Raw genomic sequence first — 21,867 nt, 5'->3', positions numbered from 1 at the left:
CTACTGCTGGAACGCCCCCGGATGCGTCTGCTCGCGCACCGTCGCGTACTGCTGCCGCACCGCCTGGCCCGACGCCAGCTCCTCACCCGGCTCGAACGCCTGCCCGGCGCCCTGCGGCCAGCGCGGCGGCTCCTGCGGGGACAGCATCCCGTGCTGCACCCCGAGCGCCCAGGCGGCCTGCCGGGCCGCGCCCAGGGCCGCGTAGTCGGCCGGCTGCGGCACGACGACCTGCGCCCCGAACAGGGCGGGAGCCAGCGCCTGCACCGCCGGCAGCTCGGCCGCCGCGCCCAGCAGGAACACCCGGCGCACGACGACGCCGCGTCCGCGCAGCACGTCCAGCGCGTCCGCGAGGCCGCACAGCATCCCCTCGAAGGCGGCCCGCGCCAGGTGCTCGGGCTTCATGCTCTCCCGCCGCAGCCCGGCCAGCGTCCCGGCGGTGTGCGGCAGGTGCGGGGTGCGCTCACCCTCCAGGTACGGCAGCATCACCAGCCCGTACGAGCCCCAGGACGAGAGCAGCGCCCGCTCCGAGAGCCCGGCCAGGTCCAGGCCCAGCAGCTCGGCCGTACCGCGCAGCACGCGGACGGCGTTAAGGGTGTGGACGACGGGCAGCTGCATGCCGGTGGCGTCGGCGAACGAGGTGATGGTGCCGGACGGGTCGGTCAGCGCCTGGTGGTGGACGGCGAAGACGGAGCCGGAGGCGCCCAGCGAGATCACCGCGTCGCCCGGGCCCACGCCGAGGCCGAAGGCGGCGGCCATGGTCTCGCCGGTGCCGGCGGAGATCAGCAGGCCCTCGGGGGTGTGCCCGGCGGGTTCGGCGGGCGCGAGGACGTCGGGGAGCGCGACGGGGTGGCCCAGCGCCAGTTCGACCAGGTCGGGCCGCCACTGGCCGGTGGCGGCGGACCAGTAGCCGGTGGCCGAGGCGGCCCCGCGGTCCGTGGTCCGGCGCGCCGGGCGGCCCAGCAGCTGCCACACCAGCCACTCGTGCGGCTGGAGCAGCATGGCGGTGCGGGTGGCCGACTCGGGTTCGTTCCGGGCCAGCCAGCGGAGCTTGGCGATCGCCATGGCGGATTGCGGGACGGTGCCGACGGCCTCCGCCCAGGCGGCCCGGCCGCCCAGCGCGTCGGTGAGGTCGGCGGCGGCGGGCTGGGCCCGCTTGTCGTTGCCCAGCAGCGCGGGGCGGACGAGCACCCCGCCGGCGTCCAGCGTGAGCAGCCCGTGCTGCTGTGCCGAGACGCCGATGGCCTGGACGCCCTCCAGCAGCCCGCCGGCGGCGGCCTCGCCGAGGGAGATCAGCCACGCCTGGGGATCACCCTCGGCGGCGGACGGGGGGTGCGGCGCGTACCCCTGCCGGAGCACGGCGCCCGTGTCCGCGTCGCAGACGACGATCCGTGTGCTCTCGGTCGAACTGTCCAGCCCCGCGACTATGCCCATGCGGAGGATGATGCCAAACCGCGGCCGCCCGCCCGCATCCGGTCAGGTGTTGCTGGTGCCCCACTCGTCCTCGTCGGGGCTCCGCTGCTCGCGCAGCGAGCGGACCCGGTCGGCCACGGAGCCGGGGACGCGGTCGCCCACCTTGCCGAGGGCGCGGCCGGCCAGGGCCCTGCCGTTCACCGCGGCCGTTTCCGCGGTGTTCCGCACGGCCGGGTTCTGCGCGATCCGCCGCGCCCCCTTGCGCAGCTCCTCGTACCGCTCGCGGCCCGCCCGCGCGCCGAGCACGTAGCCGACGGCGGCGCCGGCGATGAACGTCAGCCGGTAGCGCATCACACCCCATCCTTCCCTCGGATCCCGTGGAACCCGCGGCCTCGCGGGCCCCTGCCGGGCTGTGCCCGCCGCCTACCCTGCGTGCCCGGAGGTCACTCCGGGAGTACCGATTGGCGGAGCACCCCCCTGCTTGCGCTAATGTATGTCTCGCAGCGAGCGCACGCCGCCCGGGAGACCGGACGAAGATGCATTCGAGGCACGCGATGATCCCCTGTAGCTCAATTGGCAGAGCAGCCGGCTGTTAACCGGCAGGTTACTGGTTCGAGTCCAGTCGGGGGAGCGCGATCCTCTGTAGCTCAATTGGCAGAGCAGCCGGCTGTTAACCGGCAGGTTACTGGTTCGAGTCCAGTCGGAGGAGCCATCCGGAAGAGGACCCCTGTACGGGGTCCTTTTTTCATGCCGGGATTTCCCGCCGCGCGGGAACCATCCCGCCCCGCCCGCAGTCCTCAAGGTCAGGCTGGTCACACGATGTGCCCCCACCGGGGCAACAGATCGTATGAGCGGCTATGCTGCGGCAGACGGCGCGCACAGATGTGCGCGACGCGCCGTGAACGGGGCGGTAGCTCAGCCGGTTAGAGCAGCGGACTCATAATCCGTCGGTCGTGGGTTCGAGTCCCACCCGCCCCACACGAGCGATCCGTTCGAATAAACGATCCAGCCCGCCGTCCCGCGGGCCCCAGGGCCGCCACCCGTTTCGGGGCGGCCCTCTTCCGTACCCCGCATACCCCGTGCCCCGCGCCGTCAGCCGAGGGCCACCGCCGCCGAGACGTTCGTCCGCTCCACCGCGGCACGCAGCGCGCGGGCCAGCCGGACGCCGTCGTCGACGCCCCAGAAGTGCAGGAAGAACAGGCGCGGGTCGTCCGTCAGCATGTGGCTGTGGATCGAGACGATGTCGATCCCGCCGCGCCGCAGCGCCCTGACCACGTCCTGCACCTCGTGGGCCAGCATCACGAAGTCGCCGTTGACGATCGCCTTGCGCTTCCCGACCGGCTGGAAGGAGATCGCGGTGGTCGAGCCGGTCATCCGCGGCAGGATCCGGTCGTGGTCGATGACGGTCTCGTTGCGGGCGAAGACGATCTTGTAAATCTCGCCCTCGGTGTCGCCCTGGGCACCGAGCGCCCGGTCGATGCCCGAGGTGTCCAGGTCCAGCGGCTTCTTGACGGGTACTCCGGAGCCGGGCGGGGTGCCGGTGGCCCGCAGGGCCGAGCGGAGCGCGCCGGCCAGATAGGTGGCGTCGTCGTGCATGCCGTGGACGTGCATCCACCAGACCGCCGGATCGTGCGTCAGCAGGTGCTTGTGGATCGCGGTCTGGGTGATGCCGTGCGCGTCGAGGATGTCGATGACGCGCTGCATCTCCCGCTCGGTGACCGCCATGTCGCCCATCATCATCACCTTGCCGTCCTCGTAGCGGAGGAAGGAGACGAACGACCCGACGCCCAGGGCCGGGGTGAGGGAGTAGCCGTACGAGGTGACCTTCAGGTCCTGGCGGAGGAAGCCCATGCGGTAGACCTGGTTGTTGGCGAGCCGGCCCCGGTGCTGGAGGACGTCGACGACGTCCTCCCAGTCGGACTCGCTGGTGGTCGCCGGGTGCACCAGCGCGCGGCGCCGGCACGGGTCGGTGGTCCGCTCCTGCGCGGCGGCCCCGGCCCTGGCCGGGGCGGCGCCGGCCAGTCCGGCCAGTATCGGCGCCAGGGCGGCGGTGGCCAGCACCAGGCGCCGCGATGTCTGGGACGTCGATGTACGGACCTGTTCGTCGTCGGTTCTGCCACCGCTCTGCGGTCTGTCGCCGGTCATACAAAAGCACCTCCGGCGATGATGTAACCACGGTCACACCGGTTCGCCGCGGAGGCGGCTGTAGGCCATCCGGTGGCTGCGGAACGGGGGCGCCGGCCGCGGAATAGCGCGTGCCGGTACGGGGTTGGGGCTGCCGGGACCGGGAACGGGTCCCACCACCGGGCCGGCCGACGGAAGCGGGAGAAGGCATATGAGCAGCACCGTGGAGCTCACCAAGGAGAACTTCGACGGGACGGTCTCGGAGCACGGCTTCGTCCTGATCGACTTCTGGGCCGCCTGGTGCGGCCCCTGCCGGCAGTTCGCCCCCGTCTACGAGCGGGCGGCCGGGCGCCACGAGGACCTGCTGTTCGGCAAGGTCGACACCGAGGCGCAGCCGGAGCTGGCCGCCGCCTTCCAGATCACCTCGATCCCCACCCTGATGGTCGTCCGCGACAACATCGCCGTCTACGCCCAGCCCGGGGCGCTCCCCGAGGCCGCGCTGGAGGACGTCATCCGGCAGGCCCGCGCCCTCGACATGGACGAGGTGCGCGCCGCCGTGGCCCGCGAGCAGAAGGAGAGCGGGCGGGACGGTGAGTGAGCTCCTCCTCGTCCGGCACGGCGAGACCGAGTGGAGCCGCGACGGGCTCCACACCAGCTGGACCGACCTCCCGCTGACCGCCCGCGGTGAACGGCAGGCGGCGGCACTGCGCCCGCTGCTCGCCGGGCGACCGGTGGCGCACGTCCTGGCCAGCCCGCGCGCCCGCGCGCTGCGCACCGCGGAACTGGCCGGGCTGCGGGACGTACGGATCGAACCCGACCTGCGGGAGTGGGACTACGGCGGCTACGAGGGGATCACCACCGCCGAGATCCAGAAGGAGCGGCCGGACTGGTTCCTCTTCGACGACGGCGTGGTCCCCGGCCCGGACGGGCACCCGGGGGAGACGCCCGCCGAGGTGGGCGCCCGCGCCGACCGGGTGCTGGCCCGGATCGCGCCCTGGCTGGAGGGGGACGAAGGCGATGTCGTGCTGGTCGCCCACGCGCACTTCCTGCGGGTGCTGACGGCTCGCCGGCTCGGCCTGCCGCCGGCGGCGGGCGCGCTGTTCCGGCTGGACACCGGGACCGTCAGCCGGATCGGCACCGAGCACGGCCGGCCCGCCCTGGTGGCCTGGAACACACCGGCCCCGGACGGGCGTGTCGGAGCCGGGCGGCCGGGGAACGGAACCGGATGATCGGACGGGGTATCGCCCCGATGGCCGTACGGCCGTACCGTCACGGCCGTACCGTCCGATCGCTCAGCCGTGTTCCCGGGGTCCGGCGCCCCGGCATCCGTCACATCCCTGGAGGACCGCCATGGCCACCACCCGCACCGCGCACACCGTCTGGGAGGGCGAGCTGCTCAAGGGCAGCGGCACCGTCACCTTCGACTCGTCCGGCATCGGCTCGCAGCCGGTCTCCTGGCCGTCCCGCGCCGAGCAGGCCAACGGCAAGACCAGCCCCGAGGAGCTCATCGCCGCCGCCCACTCCAGCTGCTTCAGCATGGCGCTCTCGCACGGCCTGACCGGCGCGGGCACCCCGCCCACCCGCCTGGAGACCAAGGCCGACGTCACCTTCCAGCCGGGCGAGGGCATCACCGGCATCCACCTCTCCGTCCGCGGCGAGGTGCCCGGCCTGGACGAGGCGGGCTTCGTCGCCGCGGCCGAGGACGCCAAGAAGAACTGCCCGGTGAGCCAGGCGCTCGCCGGGACGACGATCACCCTCTCCGCCGAGCTGGCCTGACGTCCGGGCCGGTGCCGGGCCCGCGCCCGGTGCCGGCCGCCAGGCAGCCGGCGGCGAGCACTGCCACCGATCCGGCGGCGAGGGCCAGCGGCCACACCGGGCCGTGGTGGATCAGCAGCCAGCCGCCGGCCAGCGCCCCGAGGGCCATGGCCAGTACCGAGCCCAGCCGCCGGCCGAGCCGGGGGTCGGAGCCGCCGGCGAGCCGGGAGTCGGCGGCGATGCCGGTGAGGACGCGGGTGAGGATCGTCGTCATCATGTCCGGCACGGCCAGGGCGCGGACGGTCGCGACGCGTACGCCCATCGCCACGGCGAGCACGGTGATCATGGCGAAGCGGCGGGCCTCGTCGGTGGGGAGACCGCCGGGAAGGCCGCCCGGGAAGCCGGCCGCCAGCGCCGCCGCGCCGCCGGTGAGCAGCGCCTCCGCCGTCAGCGCCCCGCCCAGCCGGAGCCGCCGGGAGCGGCCCGTCATCGCCGTCCCGAACCGGCCGCCGAGCAGCGCCCCGAACAGGAAGCCGCCCAGGGCCAGCGCCGACGCGGGGACCGAGAAGCCGGCCGCGCCGGCGGCGGAGAAGCCGAGGATGACGACGTTGCCGGTCATGTTGGCCGTGAAGACGTGGCCGAGGCCCAGGTAGCTGACGGCGTCGAGCGCCCCGCCCACCACGGTGAGCGCGAGCAGCGCGGCGAGCAGGGGCCGGGGCGTCACGCCCTCATGGTCGGCGGCGGGCCGTCATGATCGCAGGAGCGCGTCGACGACGAGGAAGCGGTGCCCGGACGGCCCGCCGGGGCCTTCGCCCGCGCAGGCGACGAGCCGCAGGGCGCGCTCCGGAGGGCCGGTGGAGCCGGCGGCGGGGTGCTCCTTCCGGGTGGCGAACGCCGCGTCGCCGTCCAGGGTGCGGACGGCCGTCACCGTGAAGCGCAGCACCTTTCCGTCGCCGCGTTCGACGTCCACCGTCGCGCCCTCGCGCAGGGTGCCGAGCCTCCGGAAGACGCCGCCCGCGTCGCCGTCGTCCCGGTGTCCGACGAGGACGGCGGTGCCGGGCCGGCCGGGCAGGGCGCTGCCGGTGCACCAGCCCGCGGTGTCGCTGTGGTCCTTCGGCGGCTGCCGCACCGGGCGGCCGGTGTGCCGGTCGGTGCCGAGGCGGATCAGCGGGCTGTCCACGCCGAGGGAGGGGATCCGCACCCGCTGCGGCTCGTCGGGGGAGGCGGGGGTGCCGATGGCCTTGGAGTTGTCGATCCCGCCCCAGGAGCAGCCGGTCAGCCCGGTCAGCAGGGCCACCGGCAGCACCAGGGCGGCCAGGACCAGCAGGGTCCGGGCCAGGGCGGGGCGGTGGGAGGGAGCCATGGGGGGTCGGTCCGTCCGGGACGGGGGCAGGGGACGCGCCCACGCTACGGACGCCGGGCGGAGCCCCGCCTCGGGTAAAAGGCCGGTCCGTCCGCGCCCGCCTCGTCCGAAAGGAGGAGAACGGCGGCGTCGCCGCGGGGGGACGGCGGGGTCAGCGCACCAGCCGCTGGAAGAGCCCCCAGGTGAACTCGGCCACGTGCTCCCGCCGCTCACCGGAGGCGTCGGGGGCGGTGAAGGCGAGCTGCCAGCGGGTCGGCGCGGTGCCCTCCATCGGGCGGGCCGGGGCGAACGCGCGGGCCACCTCGTCCACCGTGCACGACCAGGGCCGCAGCTCCTCGACGGTGCGCGGGGCGGGGGAGGGGGCGCCGGGCGCCCGGACCAGCCACTCGTTCCAGACCGCGCCGCCGGGCGCGGTGAGCACCTCGAACCGCAGGCCGGGCCAGAGGGGGACCGGCCAGGACGCGGCCTCCATGGTGAGGTCGCCGATCCGGCGCTCGCCGACGGCCTCGGGCGGGCCGAGGACGGACCGGTAGCGGGCCCCGGCCCCGCGCCGCCGCGGCGAGCGCAGCATGGCCTGCCAGCGCCGGTTCGCCTCCCGCATGGCGGCGCGGCCGGTATCCAGCTCCCGCAGGGCGTCCTCGACCAGGCCGGGCTGGTGGTCGGCCATCCGGCGCAGGAGGACGAGCTGGAAGTCCAGGGGGGTGAAGGGCGCGGTGTCGGTGGGGTCCATGGGGTCCATCGTGCCGTGGGCCCGGAGGCGGCGAGGGCGTTCCCGTCTCAATGGGGTTCGGACGCGCCCTCCCCGTCCGGGATCCCGCCCACCACCCGCCGCAGCAGGTCGCGCAGCTGCCCCCGCTCGTCCGCGGAGAGCCCGGCCAGCGGCTCCCGGGCGAAGTCCAGCTCCTCCCGCAGCTGCCGCGCGGTCTCCCGGCCGTCCTCGGTGACGGCGGCCAGCTTGACGCGGCGGTCGGCCGGATCGGGCCGGCGCTCGACCAGGCCGCGGGCGGCGAGGCGGTCGACGATGCCGGTGACGTTGGACGGCTCGCACTTGAGTTTCCGGGCGATCCGGCGCATGGGCAGCGGTTCCCGGGACAGCAGGGCGAGGAGCCGGGCCTGGGCGCCGGTGAGGGCGTGCCGGCCGGCCGCCTCGTCGTACTCCTCGTGGTAGCGCGCGACGACCGTCGCGATGAGCTCGACGACCTCGATCGTCACGGGGTCGGGGCGGGATGTCGGCGGGGCCATGGAAGAAGAGTACCCAGTTACTTGACAACCTAAAATATCTACGTCAACTATTGTTTCAGCACCTGAAACAACGCAGGAGGTCCTTCCGATGTCCGCACCGCTCCCCGGCGCCACCCGCGCCTGGCACCTCGTCTCCCACCCCAAGGGCACCCCCACCCCCGCCGACTTCGACCTCCGCGAGATCCCGCTCGCCGAGCCCGCCGAGGGCCAGATCGCGGTCCGCAACCTGCACCTCTCGGTGGACCCGTACATGCGCGGCCGGATGACCGGCCGGAAGACGTACGTCGAGCCCTTCGCGCTGGACAAGCCGATGACCGGCGGCGCGGTCGGCGAGGTCGTCGCCTCCCGCGCCGAGGGCTTCGCCGTCGGCGACCTCGTCCTGCACGACCTCGGCTGGCGCGAGCACGCCGTCCTCGACGCCACGTACGCCGTCAAGGCCGACGCGGGCGACGTGCCGCTCTCCGCCTACCTCGGCGCGCTCGGCATGCCCGGCATGACCGCCTACGCCGGCCTGCTGGAGGTCGCCTCCTTCAAGGAGGGCGACGCCGTCTTCGTCTCCGGCGCGGCCGGTGCCGTCGGCAGTCAGGTCGGGCAGATCGCCAAGCTCAAGGGCGCCTCCCGGGTGATCGGCAGTGCCGGCTCGGACGAGAAGGTCCGCCGCCTCGTCGAGGAGTACGGCTTCGACGCCGCGTTCAACTACAAGAACGGCCCGGTCGCCGAGCAGCTCGCCGAGGCCGCGCCCGACGGCATCGACGTCTACTTCGACAACGTCGGCGGCGAGCATCTGGAGGCGGCCATCGGCGCCCTCAAGCTGCACGGCCGTGCCACCATCTGCGGCGCCATCTCCGAGTACAACGCCACCGAGCCGGCCCCCGGCCCGCGCAACCTCGGCCTGCTCATCCAGAACCGGATCCGCCTCCAGGGCATGATCGTCATGGACCACGCCCACCTGCGGCCGCAGTTCTTCGAGGAGGTCGGCGGCTGGATCCGGTCCGGCGCCCTCAAGCGGGACGAGACCGTCGTGCACGGCATCGAGAACACCGCCGACGCCTTCCTCGGCCTGCTGCGCGGCGAGAACACCGGCAAGATGATCGTCTCTCTCACGGACTGAACCCCCTCTTCCCCCCTCAGGAGCACCCCATGAGCATCCAGCCCGTCGACGTCGCCTACACCGCCGTCGCCACCGCCGAGAACGGCCGCGACGGCCGGGTCGCCAGCGACGACGGCAAGCTCGACGTCGTCGTCAACCCGCCCAGGGAGCTGGGTGGCAGCGGCGCGGGCACCAACCCCGAGCAGCTCTTCGCCGCCGGCTTCAGCGCCTGCTTCCAGGGCGCGCTGGGCGTCGTCGCCCGCCAGGAGAAGGCCGACATCTCCGGCTCGACCGTCACCGCCGAGGTCGGCATCGGCAAGACCCCGGAGGGCGGCTTCGGCCTGAAGGTGGCCCTGTCCGCGCACATCCCGAACGTGGACGAGGCCACCGCCCTCGCCCTCGTCGAGAAGGCGCACCAGGTCTGCCCCTACTCCAACGCCACCCGCGGCAACATCGAGGTCACCCTCTCCGTCCGCTGACGCCGCGCGGGGGCCGGACGCGTCGGATGACGCTCGCGCGGGCCGGACGCCGTCAGAACGGCACGTCCGCCGTCACCACGCCCGGCGCCTCCTCCGGCGCCCCGGCGAGGAGGCCGCCGTCCGGCCCCCACACCCCGCTGCCGCCGCAGCCGGCGTAACCGCCCGCCGGGCCCACGTGGTTGGCGAGCAGCACATGCATCCCGTGGTCCCGGGCCAGCGCCGGGAACAGCCGGTCCCGCTCCTCCCGGCCGCCGTCGCTGCCGTAGAGCGACGTGGCCACCAGCAGCGCGCAGCCGTCCGCGGCGGCGCGCGCGGCGATGTCGGGGAAGTCGACGTCGTAGCAGATCGCGAGGCCGATCCGGACGCCGTCCAGGACGCACCGGCCGCCGTCCTCGGTGCCGGCCGCGAAGCCCGCGGCGGCCTCCTTCTCCGTCACGTGCCGCTTGTCGTAGCGGACGAGCGGCGCGCCGTCGGGCCCGTACACGAACGTGCTGATCGTCGGCCCGGCCCCGGCCTCCCGGGGGCTTCCGGGGCAGTTGACGACGGCCGCCGTGCCGGTCTCCCGGCACGCTTCGCGGAGCGGGCCGAGCCGGGCGTCGTCCGGTTCCAGGGCGAGCCGGCCGGGGTCGGCGGTGATCGCCGCCAACTCGTAGCCGGTGACGGCCAACTCCGGGAAGGCGACCAGCGCGGCGCCCCTCCCGGCCGCCTCGCGGACCAGCCCGGCCATGGTGGCGACATTGGCCGCGATGTCGCACGGCCGGGCCGTGAACTGCGCACTTGCGATGATCATGCGCCCATCATGACCGCCGGAGGGTCCCCGCGGCCACCCCGAGCAGCGCCCGGACCTGCGCGGTGATCTCCTGCCGGTTGCGCTCGAACTCCGGGTCGGTGACGCGGCCGTCCGGGGAGCCGTTGTCCGCGCCGAACCGCAGCACCGGCGTGTGCAGATGACCGCCCGGCACCGCGAGCCGCGTCGCGTCGCGCAGCAGCGTCGCCCGGTAGGCGATCTCGTTGGACAGGTAGTCGCCCCCGCCGCCCGCGCGCGCCGCCGAGCCGGGCGTCGGCCCGTCCGGCCGGACGACGGGCGCGTCCGAGCCCGCCGGAACCTCGGTGACCTCGGTGTTGTCGTGCACCGGGAACGGGCCGGTGGCCGCCGCGGTCAGCGCGGCGTACGGCAGGGAGGTCCGCGTCCACTGCGGCTGCGGGTGCGTGGTCGGTATCCCGGCCGGTACGGGGACGAGCCCCGGGCCGCCCCGGAGCCGCTCGTTGTCCGTACTGCCGCCGCGCCAGGCGCCGTTGGTCCGCTCCACGTCGAAGCGGTCCGGGCGGCCCTGGCTGATGGTGGTGAACAGGTCCACCCGGCGCGGCCCCGGCCGGAAGTGGGGGAGCAGCGTCCGCTCCACCGTGCCCCGCGCGAAGTCCTCCCAGCGCACCGGGAAGACGGCCGCCTCCACCCGGGCCGGGCCCGACGGGGTGTCGATCACCGTGCCGTCCAGGGCGAGCGCCGCCGCGCCCGACGGGTTGGAGCGCCGGATGTCGCCGTCGAGCTGGAACGGGTCGAACCCGGTGACCAGCACCCGCTTGACCTTGGACCCGGCCGGGAAGTCGAGCGAGTCCTGGCCGCGCGAGCCGCGCTCCAGCGTGTCCAGCAGGGCCGCCCGCCGGGCGTCGGACAGCCCGAACGGCGGCTTCCACTGCCGTAGTTCGCGGGTCATGCTCAGCCGGGCCCAGTACAGCGGCCGGTCGTCGTCGCGCGCCAGGTCGCCGGCCGCGGGGCCGCGGCCCTGGGCCCGGGCCACGGCCTTGCGCCACAGCCGGTGCCCGGCGTCGGCCGCGGCCCGCTCGGCCTGCCCGGGCGTCCGGGCGCGCGCCAGCGCCCCGGCGAGCTCGCCGGCGGCCGCGTCGAAGCCGGAGCGCCGCAGGATCTCCTGGGGTGCCGGGCCGTCCAGCCGGCTCTCCTCCTGGGTGGACGACGGTACGGGCGCGGGGGCGGCGGCCGCCGCCGGTGCGGCGAGAGGTGCCAGGGCCAGCGCGGAGGCGACGAGGGCGGCGCCCGGGAGACGCGATGCGAGCGTGGTGGGTTTCATGGGGCCGTATGAAATCAGCGTTGTCCACATCGCGGAAGGGGCGGCCCCGCGGGCCTCCATACCGAAGGATTCCAGCCCCCGAAGCACTGCTTTCACGCCACAATGACGCATGCACACAGCCGAGTTCATCGGAGCACACCCCCTCATATCCCTCGGCCTCCCCCGGGCCGCCGCGCTGTTCGGTGTCGGCGGCGGCCAGGGCGCCCGGCAGTTCACCGAACTGGGCCTCGCCCTGCTCCTCTCCTCCCTCATCGGCCTGGAGCGCGAACTCCAGCAGAAGAGCGCGGGGTTGCGCACCCACACCCTGGTCGGGGTGGGCAGCGCCCTCTTCGTGGAGGTCTCGCTGCACGGTTTCGGCCCGGCGAACGGGCTGGCGGGCACGGGATTCGACGGCTCGCGGGTCGCCGCGCAGATCGTCTCCGGCATCGGTTTCATCGGCGGCGGCCTGATCTTCGTCCGCCGGGACGCGGTCCGCGGCCTCACCACCGCCGCGACCATCTGGCTCACCTGCGCCGTCGGCATGGCCTGCGGCGGCGGCCTGCCGCTGCTCGCCGCCGCCGCCACGGTGGTGCACTTCCTGGTCGTCCGCGGCTTCCCGCTGCTCACCCGCCGGCTGACGGCCGTCCCCATGGTCGAGCGGTTCGAGCTTCTCCTCTCCTACCGGACCCGCCGCGGGGTGCTGGGCCGGGTCCTGGAGCTCTGCACCAGCCAGGGGTTCCGGGTCACGGACGTGCACATCCACTCCGAGTCCCGGGAGGGCGAGAACGGCAGGGGCAAGGGGAAGGGCCGGGAGGCGGAGGTGGTGCTGGGGCTGGAGGGACGGAAGCCCGCGCATCCGCTCGTCGAGGAGCTGACGGACTGGGAGGGTGTCCTCGCCGTGGGGCTGCGCGCCCACCGCGACAGCACCGAATGACCGTCGAACGCACGTGCACGGCGGGCGAGTTGGCCCACCGAAGGGCGGTCATCCGCTACCGTGCGGAACGGGCGGGGGCGGGGTCACCTGACGGGCTCCGCCCCCGCCCTTCCACCGCGGGCGTCAGCGGCCTCCCGCCGTGATCCGCCGGTAGGCGAGCTCGGCGAGCTGCCGCTGCCCCTCCTTGCTGGGGTGGAACCAGTCCCAGTGGCTCAGGTCCGCGCCGGTGAAGCCGTAGGAGTGCACCGACCCCCCGTCGTAGCGGCACAGCAGGTCCCGGCGGCAGACGTCCTCCAGGACGGCGTTGTACTCCTTCACCCGCCGCTCCACCTTCTCCCGCCGCTCCCGGGTGGGGGCGTCCACCAGCTCGGAGTCCCGCAGCATCGACGGGCAGATCCCCAGCTTCCACACCTGCTTGCCCAGCGGGCTCTTGCTCCCCTCCGACCACAGCCGTTTGAGGTCGGGGACGCTCGCCACGTACACCTGTGTCTTCGGCAGCGACCGGCGGAGCTCCTTGAGCGACTTCTCGAAGTCGGCGCGGAAGTCCTTCACCGGCGTCATCTCGGCCACGTCGGCCCGGCAGGCGTCGTTCGCCCCGAGCAGCACCGTCACCAGCTGCGGCCGGTGCGGGACGGCCGCGGCGACCTGGCGGGGGAGGTCGGCCATCCGCGCGCCGGTGCGCGCGAAGTTCCAGCTCCGTGTCTGCGGCGACGGCAGCAGCCGGGCCGCGAGGCTGTCCACCTCGGTGCCGGTGGCCCAGGAGACCTCCGGGCAGTCCTTCAGCAGCCGGCAGGCGTCGAAGCCCCGGGTGATCGAGTCACCCAGGGAGGCCAGTGAGTCGGGACGGGTGTTCCAGACGGGCCCCGCGCTCGCTCTCGGCTTCGCCGCCGGGCGCTCCGCGGCCGCGCCGGGGGCCCGGTCGTCGCAGCCCGCGGTGAGCAGCCCCGCGGTGAGCGCCGCCACCGCCGTCAGTGCCGCGGCGGCGGCGCGCGACGGGCGGTCGGTGCTGGTGCGCATCGTCTTCCCCCTCCGGCCGGGTTGCAGGTGTCCTGCACCGACGGTACGTCACCCGGCCGGCGACCCGGCCGCGTGCGGGGTTCCTCCCGGGAGTGACCGGGGCCTTACCGGTCCTGTCCGCACCACCACTGCGCCGGATCACAACACGTCACATCCTGTTCCTTTCCGGAAAATTGCCCCCTATGGTGTTTACTGTTGGTAACCTCGCGAGCTGGTGCGGGAGGGGCCACAGGGACGAACGCCCGGTGCCGCCCCGGGCGGGACCGGTACGGACGCGAGGCCCTGGGGAAGGCGAACCTCGAACCGCACTGGAGGTCCCGGTGACGTCACGTGGCGTTCTCTACGTGCACTCCGCACCGCGCGCACTCTGCCCGCACGTCGAATGGGCCGTCGAAGGCGTGCTCGGCGTCCGCGTCACGCTCGACTGGATCCGGCAGCCCGCCGCCCCCGGCACCTGGCGCACCGAATTCTCCTGGCAGGGCCGCCCCGGCACCGCCTCCCGCCTCGCCTCCGCCCTCCGCGGCTGGCACCTCCTCCGCTTCGAGGTCACCGCCGACCCCGCCGCCGGCACCGAGGGCGAGCGCTACAGCTCCACCCCCGACCTCGGCATCCACCACGCGGTCACCGGCGTCCACGGCGACATCCTGGTCCCCGAGGACCGCCTCCGCGCCGCCCTCAACCGCGCCCAGCGCGGCGAGACCGACCTGGCCACCGAGGTCGCGGCCCTCCTCGGCAAGCCCTGGGACGACGAACTGGAACCCTTCCGGCACGCGGGCGAGGGCGCTCCGGTGCGGTGGCTGCACCAGGTGGTGTGACCGGCGGACTTGCCTTCGAGCGCGCTCCAGCCCGTACGGTTCCGGCATGACCGATACCGCTTCCGTCGCCGTCCTCGGCACCGGCATCATGGGCGCCGCCATGGCCCGCAACCTCGCCCGCGCGGGCCTCGACGTCCGGGCCTGGAACCGCGACCCGGCCAAGGCCGAACCGCTCGCCGCCGACGGGGTCCGGATCGCCGGCACCCCCGCCGACGCCGTCCGCGACGCCGACACCGTCCTCACCATGCTGTACGACGGCGCGGTCGTCCTGGACGTCATGCGCCGGGCCGCCCCCGGGCTGCGGCCGGGTGCGGTGTGGCTCCAGTCGACCACCGCCGGCCTCGACGTCCTCGACGCGTTCGCGGCCCTCGCCGACGAGCACGGCGTCGTCCTCGTGGACGCCCCGGTCCTGGGCACCCGGGCGCCGGCCGAGAAGGGCGAGCTCACCGTCCTCGCCGCCGGGCCCGCCGCCGTCCGCCCCGCGCTCGCCCCCGTCCTGGACGCCGTGGGCACGCGGACCGTGTGGACGGGCGAGGACGGCGCCGCGGGCAGCGCCTCCCGGCTCAAACTGGTGCTCAACAGCTGGGTGCTGACCGTCACGCACGGCGCCGCCGAGGCGCTGGCCCTCGCCGCGGGACTGGGCGTGGACGCCCGGGACTTCCTGGCGGCCGTCGAGGGCGGCCCGCTGGACATGGGCTATCTGCGCGCCAAGTCCGCCCTGCTGCTCGACGGCGGCCTCACCCCGCCGAGCTTCGCCACCACCACCGCCGAGAAGGACGCCCGCCTCATCGTCGCCGCCGGGGAACGGGCCGGCGTCCGGCTCGACGTCGCGGCGGCCGGCGCGGAGCGCTTCCGGCGGGCCGTCGAGCAGGGGCACGGGGACGAGGACATGGCGGCCTCGTACTTCGCGAGCTTCGAGGAACCGCGGGAGCGGTGACCCCGCAAGGGCGCTGACACCACGAGGGGGCTGACACCACAAGGGTGCTGACGTCCCACCCGTATACATTCGTCCCAGAAGTAACCACGGTGGTCCGTGGTGTGGGGGGAGTGCGGGAGATGAATCGGAGAGACGTGGCCAGGACGGCCACGCTCGGTGTGGCGGGGGCGCTCATCGGGCTGGCCCTGGTGTTCCTCGTCCTGAACAACTGGGGCCCGGACCGGTACGACGGGGGCGAGCGCCCGGCCGGCAGTGGCACCGCCATCGGCCTGAACATCGGCCTGGCGGTCCTCGCGGCCATCGTGCTGAGCTTCGGCGCGGTATGGGCCGGCGGGGCGTGGCGGGCGCGGCGCACGGTGGCCGTGACCCTCTGCGGGCTGCTGGTCGTACTGGTCCCCGGGTGGTTCGCCCACGGCGCGCTGATCGGCCCCCGCCTCGACGTCCGCTGGACCGCCGCGCCCGACCGGCCCTCCTCCGTGACGACCGTGGGCGCCTGGGGCGTCGGCGGCACGCTCGTCCGCGCCCGCGACGACGGGCTCACCGCGTACGCCGTCCGCGACGGAGAGGAGCGCTGGACGCTCGCCGCACCGCCCCGCGAGAGCGTGTGCGCCATGAGCTCCCGCACCGCCGGCGGCACCGGGCTCGTCGCGTTCGCCCGGCACGAACAGCCGTGCACGACCGCCGCGCTGGTCGACCTCTCCACCGGACGGACGGTCTGGCGGCGGCCCGTCACCGGCGACGCCACCGGCACCGCCACGACGGACGGCCGGATCGCCCTCGCCGACGGCACCGCCGTGGTGAGCGAGCGGGACGCCGTACGAGGACTGGACGCCGCGGACGGCCGGCAGCGGTGGGTCCGGCGCACCCCGGCCGGCTGCCGGGTCGTCTCCCTCGACGCGGGCGCCCGCCGGGCGCTCCTCGTCGAGCAGTGCGGCGCCCTCCGGGGCCCCGTCACCCTGCGGCTGGTCACCCTGGACGCCAGGACCGGCGACCGGATCGGCGTCAGCGCCCTGCCCGTCGCCTCTGGCCTCGACGAGCTGCAGGTGGTCTCCGCCGAGCCGGCCGTGCTCCGCGTCAAGGAGGAGGACAAGCGCGGCACCGACGCCCTGCTGGCCTTCGACGACCGCGGCCGCGGGCCGGTCGTCGTCCCGCGCTCCGCCGGACGGCGCGACCTCGACCTGTACGAGGGGCACAGCCGCTTCGCCGCCCGCCCCGCGGGACGGGTCGTGGTCACCGATGGCGTCGTCGTCGCGATCGCGACGGAATCGGGGGCCCGCAGGACCCGGACCGTCACCGCCCACTCCCTCGCCGACGGGCGCGAGCTGTGGACGAAGCGGTACCGGCGCGACGTCACGGCGCTGGCCCGGCGGGCCGACGGCGATCTGGCCGTGCTGACCCAGTACGGCTACGACGGGACCGTGCACCGCCTCGACCCGCGCACCGGCCGCGGGGTGGGCGAGGCGCTGCCGGTGAGCGGCCGGAACCGGCTCTTCTCGGGCGGCACGACCGAACTGCACCACGACGGCCGCGGCTTCACCTTCACCACATCCGGCGGCCCCGGCCCCCGGCCGTCGGTCTTCGGGGCCCGCCCCCGGTGAACGCCGAGGGCCCGCCCGGTCGGTGGACGACCGGGCGGGCCCTCGTGGGTGTGCGTGCGTCAGACCGAGCGCAGCGCGAGCACGACGTTGTGCCCGCCGAAGCCGAACGAGTTGTTGATCGCCGCGATGGTGCCCTCCGGGAGCGAACGGGGCTCGCCGCGGACGACATCCGCGTCGATCTCCTCGTCCAGCTCGTCGATGTTGATGGTCGGCGGGGCCGTCCGGTGGTACAGCGCGAGGACGGTCGCGACCGTCTCGATGCCGCCGGCGCCGCCCAGCAGGTGGCCCGTCATCGACTTGGTGGCGGAGACCGCGACGTGGTCGAGGTCGTCGCCCAGGACCTTGCGCAGCGCCTTGATCTCCGCGAGGTCGCCCTGCGGGGTCGAGGTGGCGTGCGCGTTGAGGTGCACGACCTCGGACGGCTTCAGGTCGCTGGAGGCCAGCAGGCCCTGGAGCGCCGCGGCGATGCCCCGGCCGGTGGGCTCGGGCTGCGCGATGTGGTGGCTGTCCGCGGACAGCCCCTGGCCCAGCAGCTCGCAGTAGACGCGGGCGCCGCGGCGGGCCGCGTGCTCGGCCGACTCCAGGACGACGACACCGGCGCCCTCGCCCAGGACGAAGCCGTCACGGGCCTTGTCGTAGGGGCGGGAGGCCTTCTCCGGCTCGTCGTTGTTCTTGGACATCGCCATCATGCTGGCGAAGGCCGCGACGGGCAGCGGGTGGATGGCCGCCTCGGTGCCGCCCGCGACGACCACGTCGGCGCGGCCGGTACGGATCATCTCCACGGCGTAGCCGATGGCCTCGGCGCCGGACGCGCAGGCGCTGACCGGGGTGTGCACGCCCGCCTGGGCGTTCACCTCCAGGCCGACGTTGGCGGACGGGCTGTTGGGCATCAGCATCGGCACGGTGTGCGGGGAGACGCGGCGGGCGCCCTTCTCCTTGAGCACGTCGTACTGGTCGAGCAGGGTCTGCACGCCGCCGATGCCGGAGGCGATGACCGCGCCCAGCCGCTCGGGGGCGATGGCCGAGTCCTCGCCGGCCCGGCCGGTGTAGCCCGCGTCGGCCCACGCCTCGCGGGCCGCGATCAGCGCGAACTGCGCCGACCGGTCGAGCTTGCGGGTGAGGGGACGGGGCAGGACCTCGGACGGGTCGACCGCCGCCGTGGCGGCGATCCGGACCGGGAGGTCGGCGAACCGCTCGCCCTCCAGGGGCTTCACGCCGGAGCGACCGGCGAGCAGCCCTTCCCAGGTAGACGCGCTGTCGCCACCCAGCGGTGTGGTTGCGCCGATACCGGTGACGACCACGGTGCGATTGGTCGAGTTCACAGGAATTCTGTCTCCACGAATAGAGGTGCTGGAACCGCCACCCCGCCGGGGTGGCGACGAACGCGGGGTGATCAGCCCTGGTGCTTCAGGATGTAGCCGGCCGCGTCACCGACCGTCTTGAGGTTCTTGACGTCCTCGTCGGGGATCTTCACGTCGAAGCGCTCCTCGGCGGCGACGACGACCTCGACCATGGAGAGCGAGTCGACGTCCAGGTCGTCGGTGAAGGACTTGTCCAGCTTGACGTCCTCGACCGGGATGCCGGCGATCTCGTTGACGATCTCGGCGAGGCCCGTGAGGATCTCTTCCTGCGTGGCGGCCATGGTGGCGCTCCTTTTAATTGTGCGGTGGTTCTGGAAAAACTGCTCAGGGAACTGCTGTGGAGAGCTCCCGCACCGTGGTCGGCTGGTGCCGTTCCGTGCGGATCTCGCCTAGGGGAGGGTAACGACCGTCGCGGCGAACACGAGACCCGCCCCGAAGCCGATGAGCAGCGCGGTGTCGCCGCTCTTCGCCGCCCCGGTGGCCAGGAGGCGCTCCATGGCCAGCGGGATGGAGGCCGCCGAGGTGTTGCCGGTGGTCTCCACGTCCCGGGCGACCACGACATTCTCCGGCAGCTTCAGCGTTTTGACCATCGAGTCGATGATCCGCATGTTCGCCTGGTGCGGAATGAAGACGTCCAGGTCGTCGGCGGTGATCCCGGCCTCGTCCAGCGCCTGCTGGGCGATCTTCGCCATCTCGAAGACGGCCCAGCGGAACACCGCCTGGCCCTCCTGCGTGATGGCCGGGAAGCGGACCTCGGTGCGGACCTCGCTGCTCTCGCGGTAGACGTCCCACGGCAGGTTCTGCCGGATGGTCTCCGCCTTGTCGCCCTCCGAGCCCCACACCGTCGGGCCGATGGCCGGCTCCTGCGCGGGGCCCACGACCACGGCGCCCGCGCCGTCGCCAAACAGGAACGCGGTGGAACGGTCGTCGAGGTCCGTCAGGTCCGACAGCCGCTCGACGCCGATGACCAGCACGTACTCGGCCGAGCCGTCCGTGACCAGGGCCTTGGCCATGGTCAGGCCGTAGCCGAAGCCCGCGCAGCCGGCGGAGATGTCGAAGGCGGCCGGCTTGCCGGCGCCGATCCGGTGGGCGATCTCGGTGGCGATGGCCGGGGTCTGCTTGAAGTGCGACACCGTCGAGACCAGCACGGCACCGATCTGCTCCGGGGCGATCCCGGCGGCGGCGATGGCCTTGCCCGCGGCCTCCACCGACATGGTGGCCACCGTCTCCTCGGGGCCGGCCCAGTGCCGGGTGGCGATGCCGGAGCGGGAGCGGATCCACTCGTCCGACGAGTCGATGCGCTTGAGGATCTCCTCATTGGGCACCACGCGCACCGGGCGGTAGCCGCCGACGCCCATGATGCGCGCGTACGGCGCGCCCTTGGAGGGCTTGATCTTGGCAGTCATGTCCGGGGGCTCCTTACGCGACCGAAGAGTCGGTGGCGTGCTCGGCGATCAGCTCGCGGGCGGCGTCCAGGTCCGCCGGCGTCTTCAGGGCCAGCGTCTTCACACCCGGCAGGGCGCGCTTGGCGATGCCCGTCAGGGTGCCGCCGGGGGCCGCTTCGATGATCGCCGTGACGCCCAGCTCCTTGAAGGTCTCCATGCACAGGTCCCAGCGGACCGGGTTGGCCACCTGGCCGACCAGCCGCGCCACGACCTCGGCGCCGTCCGCCACCACCGCTCCGTCGCGGTTGGAGACGTAGCGGGTACGCGGACCGGCCGGCTCCAGCTCGCGGGCCTCGGCCTCCAGGACGGAGACCGCCGGGGCCATGTGCTCGGTGTGGAAGGCGCCCGCGACCTTCAGCGGTACGACGCGGCGGGTGCCCTCGGGCTTGTCCGCGGCGAGCGCCGCCAGCTGTTCCATGGTACCGGCGGCGACGATCTGACCGGCGCCGTTGACGTTCGCCGGGGTCAGGCCGAGCTTCTCCAGATGCGGGAGGACGACGTCGGCCTCCCCGCCCAGCAGCGCCGACATGCCCGTCTCGGTGACGGCGGCGGCCTCGGCCATCGCCAGGCCCCGCTTGCGGACGAGCAGCAGCGCGTCCCGCTCGGACAGCACGCCCGCCAGGGCGGCCGCGGCGAGCTCGCCGACGCTGTGCCCGGCGGTGGCGCCCACCAGCCGGGCGACGTCGTCGCCGGTGGGGAAGAGCTGACCCGCGGACACCAGCGCGGCGGCGACCAGCAGCGGCTGGGCGACGGCGGTGTCTCGGATCTCATCCTCACCGGCGTCCGTGCCGTAGTGGACGAGGTCCAGGTCGATGGCCTCCGACCAGCCCCGCAGGCGGTCGGCGACACCGGGAAGGTCGAGCCAGGGGGTCAGGAAGCCGGGCGTCTGAGCGCCCTGGCCGGGAGCGACGAGTACGAGCACCCTCACACTCTCTCTCGTGGACGGGTTCGGTCACCCGTGGGGACAGGGACGAAGAACCGTCAGGGGAATTGTTTGCGTTCCACAAAAGCCTACGGCTGTCACTCGGTGTCGGCCAGACGCCCCAGGATCAGCGCGATGCGGAGGGTGAAGGCCGAGCGGACATCGGAGGGTGACCATCCGGTGACGTCCGTCACACGTCGGAGCCGGTACCGCACGGTGTTTGGGTGGACGAACAGCATTCGTGCCGCGCCCTCCAGGCTGCTCGCCTGCTCCAGGTAGACGCTCAGCGTCTCCAGCAGCGCCGAACCCGCCTCCTCCAGCGGTCTGTAGATCTCCTCCACCAACTGCACCCGCGCCACAGGATCACCGGCCATCGCCCGCTCCGGCAGGAGATCGTCGGCGAGCACCGGGCGGGGGGCGTCCGGCCAGGCCGCGCACGCCTTCAGGCCCGCGGCGGCCGCCTGCGCGGAGCGGGTCGCCGCCAGCAGATCGGGGACGACGGGACCGGCCACCACCGGCCCGGCGGCGAACGGCCCGATCAGCGCCTTCGCGGCCTGCAGCGGGTTGTCGCTGCCCCCGGCGATCACCACCAGGCGGGTGCCCAGCACCCCGGTCAGCACCTGGAGCTTGGCGTGCCGGGACGCCCGCCGGATGGCCTCCACGGTCAGCTCGCTGTCGCCGTTCGGCGCCGTCCCCAGCACCACCGCGACGTGCGCCGGCGAGTTCCAGCCCAGCGCCGCGGCCCGGGACAGCACCCCTTCGTCCGCCTCGCCCGACAGCACGGCGTTGACCACCAGCGACTCCAGCCGGGCGTCCCAGGCGCCGCGCGCCTCCGCGGCCTGCGCGTACACCTGCGCGGTGGCGAAGGCGATCTCCCGGGCGTAGACGAGCAGCGCCTCCCGCAGCGCCGACTCGTCACCCGGCGCGGCGACCTCGTCGATCGCCGACTCCATGACCTCGATCGTCGTCCGGACCATCTCCACGGTCTGGCGCAAAGTGATCGCCCGGGTCAGCTCGCGGGGCGCGGTCCCGAAGACGTCGGTACTGATCGCCTGCGGGGTCTCCGGATGCCGGAACCACTCCGTGAAGGCCGCGATGCCGGCCTGGGCCACCAGCCCGATCCACGAACGGTTCTCCGGCGGCATCGCCCGGTACCACGGAAGCTGCGCGTCCATCCTGGCGATGGCGGCGGCGGCCAGGGTCCCGGACGACTTCTCCAGGTTGCGCAGGGTGGCGCTGTGCGGATGCGGTGGGTGAGCGGCGGATTCAGGCACGGGGACAAGCCTGCCCTATTCGGGTGCGCCACGGG

24 protein-coding genes and 3 tRNA genes are annotated in these 21,867 nt (G+C 74.1%); 12 read left to right on the top strand and 15 right to left on the bottom strand.

Translation table 11 applies throughout. The features are described from left to right. Window positions 1-1,431, bottom strand: a complete 1,431-nt coding sequence (locus tag ACH4PU_RS22710; RefSeq protein WP_398274897.1) for an FGGY family carbohydrate kinase — start codon at window positions 1,429-1,431, stop codon at window positions 1-3. Between the two features lie 42 nt (window positions 1,432-1,473). Then, the gene (locus ACH4PU_RS22705) at window positions 1,474-1,761 is read right to left on the bottom strand and encodes a YtxH domain-containing protein (RefSeq protein WP_398274894.1); all 288 of its coding nucleotides are present in this window, start codon (window positions 1,759-1,761) and stop codon (window positions 1,474-1,476) included. A gap of 207 nt (window positions 1,762-1,968) precedes the next feature. On the opposite strand from ACH4PU_RS22705, the gene ACH4PU_RS22700 reads away from it, so the two are divergent. The 3 genes from ACH4PU_RS22700 (at window position 1,969) to ACH4PU_RS22690 (ending at window position 2,388) form a co-directional block, all read left to right on the top strand. Further along, window positions 1,969-2,041: transfer RNA gene (locus tag ACH4PU_RS22700), tRNA-Asn, on the top strand. 5 nt (window positions 2,042-2,046) lie between these two features. Continuing rightward, a tRNA-Asn gene (locus tag ACH4PU_RS22695) sits at window positions 2,047-2,122 on the top strand. A 192-nt stretch (window positions 2,123-2,314) separates the two neighbouring features. Further along, window positions 2,315-2,388: transfer RNA gene (locus tag ACH4PU_RS22690), tRNA-Ile, on the top strand. Between the two features lie 114 nt (window positions 2,389-2,502). Here the strand turns inward: ACH4PU_RS22690 and ACH4PU_RS22685 are convergent. Next, window positions 2,503-3,555, bottom strand: a complete 1,053-nt coding sequence (locus tag ACH4PU_RS22685) for a DUF1259 domain-containing protein (protein ID WP_398274891.1) — start codon at window positions 3,553-3,555, stop codon at window positions 2,503-2,505. A 190-nt stretch (window positions 3,556-3,745) separates the two neighbouring features. Here ACH4PU_RS22685 and ACH4PU_RS22680 point away from each other — a divergent pair, with 190 nt between their 5' ends. From ACH4PU_RS22680 to ACH4PU_RS22670, 3 genes are all read left to right on the top strand, one after another. Further along, window positions 3,746-4,132 (top strand): thioredoxin family protein, encoded by a 387-nt coding sequence (locus tag ACH4PU_RS22680; protein WP_398274888.1) that lies wholly within the window; start codon window positions 3,746-3,748, stop codon window positions 4,130-4,132. Next, window positions 4,125-4,763 (top strand): histidine phosphatase family protein, encoded by a 639-nt coding sequence (locus ACH4PU_RS22675; RefSeq protein ID WP_398274885.1) that lies wholly within the window; start codon window positions 4,125-4,127, stop codon window positions 4,761-4,763. The genes ACH4PU_RS22680 and ACH4PU_RS22675 overlap by 8 nt, the downstream gene beginning before the upstream one ends. A gap of 121 nt (window positions 4,764-4,884) precedes the next feature. Further along, window positions 4,885-5,310 carry an OsmC family protein gene (locus ACH4PU_RS22670; RefSeq protein WP_398274882.1) on the top strand — a complete coding sequence of 142 codons (426 nt, stop codon included), beginning with the start codon at window positions 4,885-4,887 and terminating at the stop codon, window positions 5,308-5,310. Here ACH4PU_RS22670 and ACH4PU_RS22665 read toward each other — a convergent pair. The 4 genes from ACH4PU_RS22665 to ACH4PU_RS22650 form a co-directional block, all read right to left on the bottom strand. Then, complete coding sequence (locus ACH4PU_RS22665) at window positions 5,285-6,013, bottom strand: YoaK family protein (protein WP_398274879.1); 729 nt, start codon at window positions 6,011-6,013, stop codon at window positions 5,285-5,287. The genes ACH4PU_RS22670 and ACH4PU_RS22665 overlap by 26 nt on opposite strands. Before the next feature lie 24 nt (window positions 6,014-6,037). Next, on the bottom strand, window positions 6,038-6,652 hold the full coding sequence (locus tag ACH4PU_RS22660) for a sortase domain-bontaining protein (RefSeq protein WP_398274876.1): 615 nt from the start codon (window positions 6,650-6,652) through the stop codon (window positions 6,038-6,040). Between the two features lie 151 nt (window positions 6,653-6,803). Beyond that, window positions 6,804-7,382, bottom strand: coding sequence for a hypothetical protein (locus tag ACH4PU_RS22655; protein ID WP_398274873.1), 579 nt, complete (start codon window positions 7,380-7,382; stop codon window positions 6,804-6,806). A 47-nt stretch (window positions 7,383-7,429) separates the two neighbouring features. Beyond that, window positions 7,430-7,894, bottom strand: a complete 465-nt coding sequence (locus ACH4PU_RS22650) for a MarR family winged helix-turn-helix transcriptional regulator (protein ID WP_398274870.1) — start codon at window positions 7,892-7,894, stop codon at window positions 7,430-7,432. Window positions 7,895-7,982: 88 nt separating this feature from the next. On the opposite strand from ACH4PU_RS22650, the gene ACH4PU_RS22645 reads away from it, so the two are divergent. Both ACH4PU_RS22645 and ACH4PU_RS22640 read left to right on the top strand, forming a co-directional pair. Then, entirely contained in the window at window positions 7,983-9,005 is a 1,023-nt protein-coding gene (locus ACH4PU_RS22645; RefSeq protein ID WP_398274866.1) for an NADP-dependent oxidoreductase, read from the top strand. 29 nt (window positions 9,006-9,034) lie between these two features. Next, complete coding sequence (locus ACH4PU_RS22640; RefSeq protein ID WP_004946798.1) at window positions 9,035-9,463, top strand: organic hydroperoxide resistance protein; 429 nt, start codon at window positions 9,035-9,037, stop codon at window positions 9,461-9,463. A 52-nt stretch (window positions 9,464-9,515) separates the two neighbouring features. Here the strand turns inward: ACH4PU_RS22640 and ACH4PU_RS22635 are convergent, their stop codons facing one another. Both ACH4PU_RS22635 and ACH4PU_RS22630 read right to left on the bottom strand, forming a co-directional pair. After that, window positions 9,516-10,253, bottom strand: coding sequence for a carbon-nitrogen hydrolase family protein (locus ACH4PU_RS22635; protein ID WP_398274862.1), 738 nt, complete (start codon window positions 10,251-10,253; stop codon window positions 9,516-9,518). Window positions 10,254-10,260: 7 nt separating this feature from the next. Beyond that, a complete protein-coding gene (locus ACH4PU_RS22630) occupies window positions 10,261-11,550 on the bottom strand; it encodes a pyroglutamyl peptidase (RefSeq protein ID WP_398274859.1) in 1,290 nt (429 codons plus the stop codon). Window positions 11,551-11,659: 109 nt separating this feature from the next. Here ACH4PU_RS22630 and ACH4PU_RS22625 point away from each other — a divergent pair, with 109 nt between their 5' ends. Continuing rightward, complete coding sequence (locus ACH4PU_RS22625; protein WP_398274856.1) at window positions 11,660-12,463, top strand: MgtC/SapB family protein; 804 nt, start codon at window positions 11,660-11,662, stop codon at window positions 12,461-12,463. Between the two features lie 123 nt (window positions 12,464-12,586). Here the strand turns inward: ACH4PU_RS22625 and ACH4PU_RS22620 are convergent, their stop codons facing one another. Then, a complete protein-coding gene (locus ACH4PU_RS22620; protein ID WP_398274853.1) occupies window positions 12,587-13,480 on the bottom strand; it encodes an SGNH/GDSL hydrolase family protein in 894 nt (297 codons plus the stop codon). 320 nt (window positions 13,481-13,800) lie between these two features. Here ACH4PU_RS22620 and ACH4PU_RS22615 point away from each other — a divergent pair, with 320 nt between their 5' ends. The 3 genes from ACH4PU_RS22615 (at window position 13,801) to ACH4PU_RS22605 (ending at window position 16,830) form a co-directional block, all read left to right on the top strand. Continuing rightward, complete coding sequence (locus tag ACH4PU_RS22615; RefSeq protein ID WP_398274850.1) at window positions 13,801-14,295, top strand: DUF3145 domain-containing protein; 495 nt, start codon at window positions 13,801-13,803, stop codon at window positions 14,293-14,295. Window positions 14,296-14,341: 46 nt separating this feature from the next. Continuing rightward, window positions 14,342-15,232 carry an NAD(P)-dependent oxidoreductase gene (locus ACH4PU_RS22610; RefSeq protein WP_398274847.1) on the top strand — a complete coding sequence of 297 codons (891 nt, stop codon included), beginning with the start codon at window positions 14,342-14,344 and terminating at the stop codon, window positions 15,230-15,232. 119 nt (window positions 15,233-15,351) lie between these two features. Next, the gene (locus ACH4PU_RS22605; protein WP_398274844.1) at window positions 15,352-16,830 is read left to right on the top strand and encodes a PQQ-binding-like beta-propeller repeat protein; all 1,479 of its coding nucleotides are present in this window, start codon (window positions 15,352-15,354) and stop codon (window positions 16,828-16,830) included. A 59-nt stretch (window positions 16,831-16,889) separates the two neighbouring features. On the opposite strand, the gene fabF is transcribed toward ACH4PU_RS22605, so the two are convergent. From fabF to ACH4PU_RS22580, 5 genes are all read right to left on the bottom strand, one after another. After that, a complete protein-coding gene (fabF, locus tag ACH4PU_RS22600; RefSeq protein WP_398274841.1) occupies window positions 16,890-18,152 on the bottom strand; it encodes a beta-ketoacyl-ACP synthase II in 1,263 nt (420 codons plus the stop codon). A gap of 71 nt (window positions 18,153-18,223) precedes the next feature. After that, window positions 18,224-18,472 carry an acyl carrier protein gene (locus tag ACH4PU_RS22595; RefSeq protein ID WP_398274838.1) on the bottom strand — a complete coding sequence of 83 codons (249 nt, stop codon included), beginning with the start codon at window positions 18,470-18,472 and terminating at the stop codon, window positions 18,224-18,226. Window positions 18,473-18,580: 108 nt separating this feature from the next. After that, window positions 18,581-19,597, bottom strand: a complete 1,017-nt coding sequence (locus ACH4PU_RS22590) for a ketoacyl-ACP synthase III (protein ID WP_185940680.1) — start codon at window positions 19,595-19,597, stop codon at window positions 18,581-18,583. Window positions 19,598-19,610: 13 nt separating this feature from the next. Beyond that, window positions 19,611-20,558 (bottom strand): ACP S-malonyltransferase, encoded by a 948-nt coding sequence (locus tag ACH4PU_RS22585; RefSeq protein WP_398274834.1) that lies wholly within the window; start codon window positions 20,556-20,558, stop codon window positions 19,611-19,613. A gap of 98 nt (window positions 20,559-20,656) precedes the next feature. Continuing rightward, a complete protein-coding gene (locus tag ACH4PU_RS22580) occupies window positions 20,657-21,832 on the bottom strand; it encodes a CdaR family transcriptional regulator (protein WP_004946766.1) in 1,176 nt (391 codons plus the stop codon). Between the last annotated feature and the right edge of the window lie 35 nt (window positions 21,833-21,867).

The organism is Streptomyces sp. NPDC021100 (assembly GCF_044333095.1).
Lineage (GTDB): Bacteria > Actinomycetota > Actinomycetes > Streptomycetales > Streptomycetaceae > Streptomyces.
The sequence above is the reverse complement of the archived record's forward strand: the minus strand, read 5'-3'. Positions and strand labels throughout refer to the sequence as shown.

Coding starts and splice junctions, on each gene's coding strand:
- ACH4PU_RS22625 (WP_398274856.1), top strand. CDS start 11,660: ATGCACACAGCCGAGTTCATCGGAGCACACCCCCTCATATCCCTCGGC.
- ACH4PU_RS22660 (WP_398274876.1), bottom strand. CDS start 6,652: ATGGCTCCCTCCCACCGCCCCGCCCTGGCCCGGACCCTGCTGGTCCTG.
- ACH4PU_RS22705 (WP_398274894.1), bottom strand. CDS start 1,761: ATGCGCTACCGGCTGACGTTCATCGCCGGCGCCGCCGTCGGCTACGTG.
- ACH4PU_RS22685 (WP_398274891.1), bottom strand. CDS start 3,555: ATGACCGGCGACAGACCGCAGAGCGGTGGCAGAACCGACGACGAACAG.
- ACH4PU_RS22630 (WP_398274859.1), bottom strand. CDS start 11,550: ATGAAACCCACCACGCTCGCATCGCGTCTCCCGGGCGCCGCCCTCGTC.
- ACH4PU_RS22640 (WP_004946798.1), top strand. CDS start 9,035: ATGAGCATCCAGCCCGTCGACGTCGCCTACACCGCCGTCGCCACCGCC.
- ACH4PU_RS22605 (WP_398274844.1), top strand. CDS start 15,352: ATGAATCGGAGAGACGTGGCCAGGACGGCCACGCTCGGTGTGGCGGGG.
- ACH4PU_RS22670 (WP_398274882.1), top strand. CDS start 4,885: ATGGCCACCACCCGCACCGCGCACACCGTCTGGGAGGGCGAGCTGCTC.
- ACH4PU_RS22645 (WP_398274866.1), top strand. CDS start 7,983: ATGTCCGCACCGCTCCCCGGCGCCACCCGCGCCTGGCACCTCGTCTCC.
- ACH4PU_RS22610 (WP_398274847.1), top strand. CDS start 14,342: ATGACCGATACCGCTTCCGTCGCCGTCCTCGGCACCGGCATCATGGGC.
- ACH4PU_RS22680 (WP_398274888.1), top strand. CDS start 3,746: ATGAGCAGCACCGTGGAGCTCACCAAGGAGAACTTCGACGGGACGGTC.
- ACH4PU_RS22635 (WP_398274862.1), bottom strand. CDS start 10,253: ATGATCATCGCAAGTGCGCAGTTCACGGCCCGGCCGTGCGACATCGCG.
- ACH4PU_RS22590 (WP_185940680.1), bottom strand. CDS start 19,597: ATGACTGCCAAGATCAAGCCCTCCAAGGGCGCGCCGTACGCGCGCATC.
- ACH4PU_RS22655 (WP_398274873.1), bottom strand. CDS start 7,382: ATGGACCCCACCGACACCGCGCCCTTCACCCCCCTGGACTTCCAGCTC.
- ACH4PU_RS22595 (WP_398274838.1), bottom strand. CDS start 18,472: ATGGCCGCCACGCAGGAAGAGATCCTCACGGGCCTCGCCGAGATCGTC.
- ACH4PU_RS22710 (WP_398274897.1), bottom strand. CDS start 1,431: ATGGGCATAGTCGCGGGGCTGGACAGTTCGACCGAGAGCACACGGATC.
- ACH4PU_RS22620 (WP_398274853.1), bottom strand. CDS start 13,480: ATGCGCACCAGCACCGACCGCCCGTCGCGCGCCGCCGCCGCGGCACTG.
- ACH4PU_RS22650 (WP_398274870.1), bottom strand. CDS start 7,894: ATGGCCCCGCCGACATCCCGCCCCGACCCCGTGACGATCGAGGTCGTC.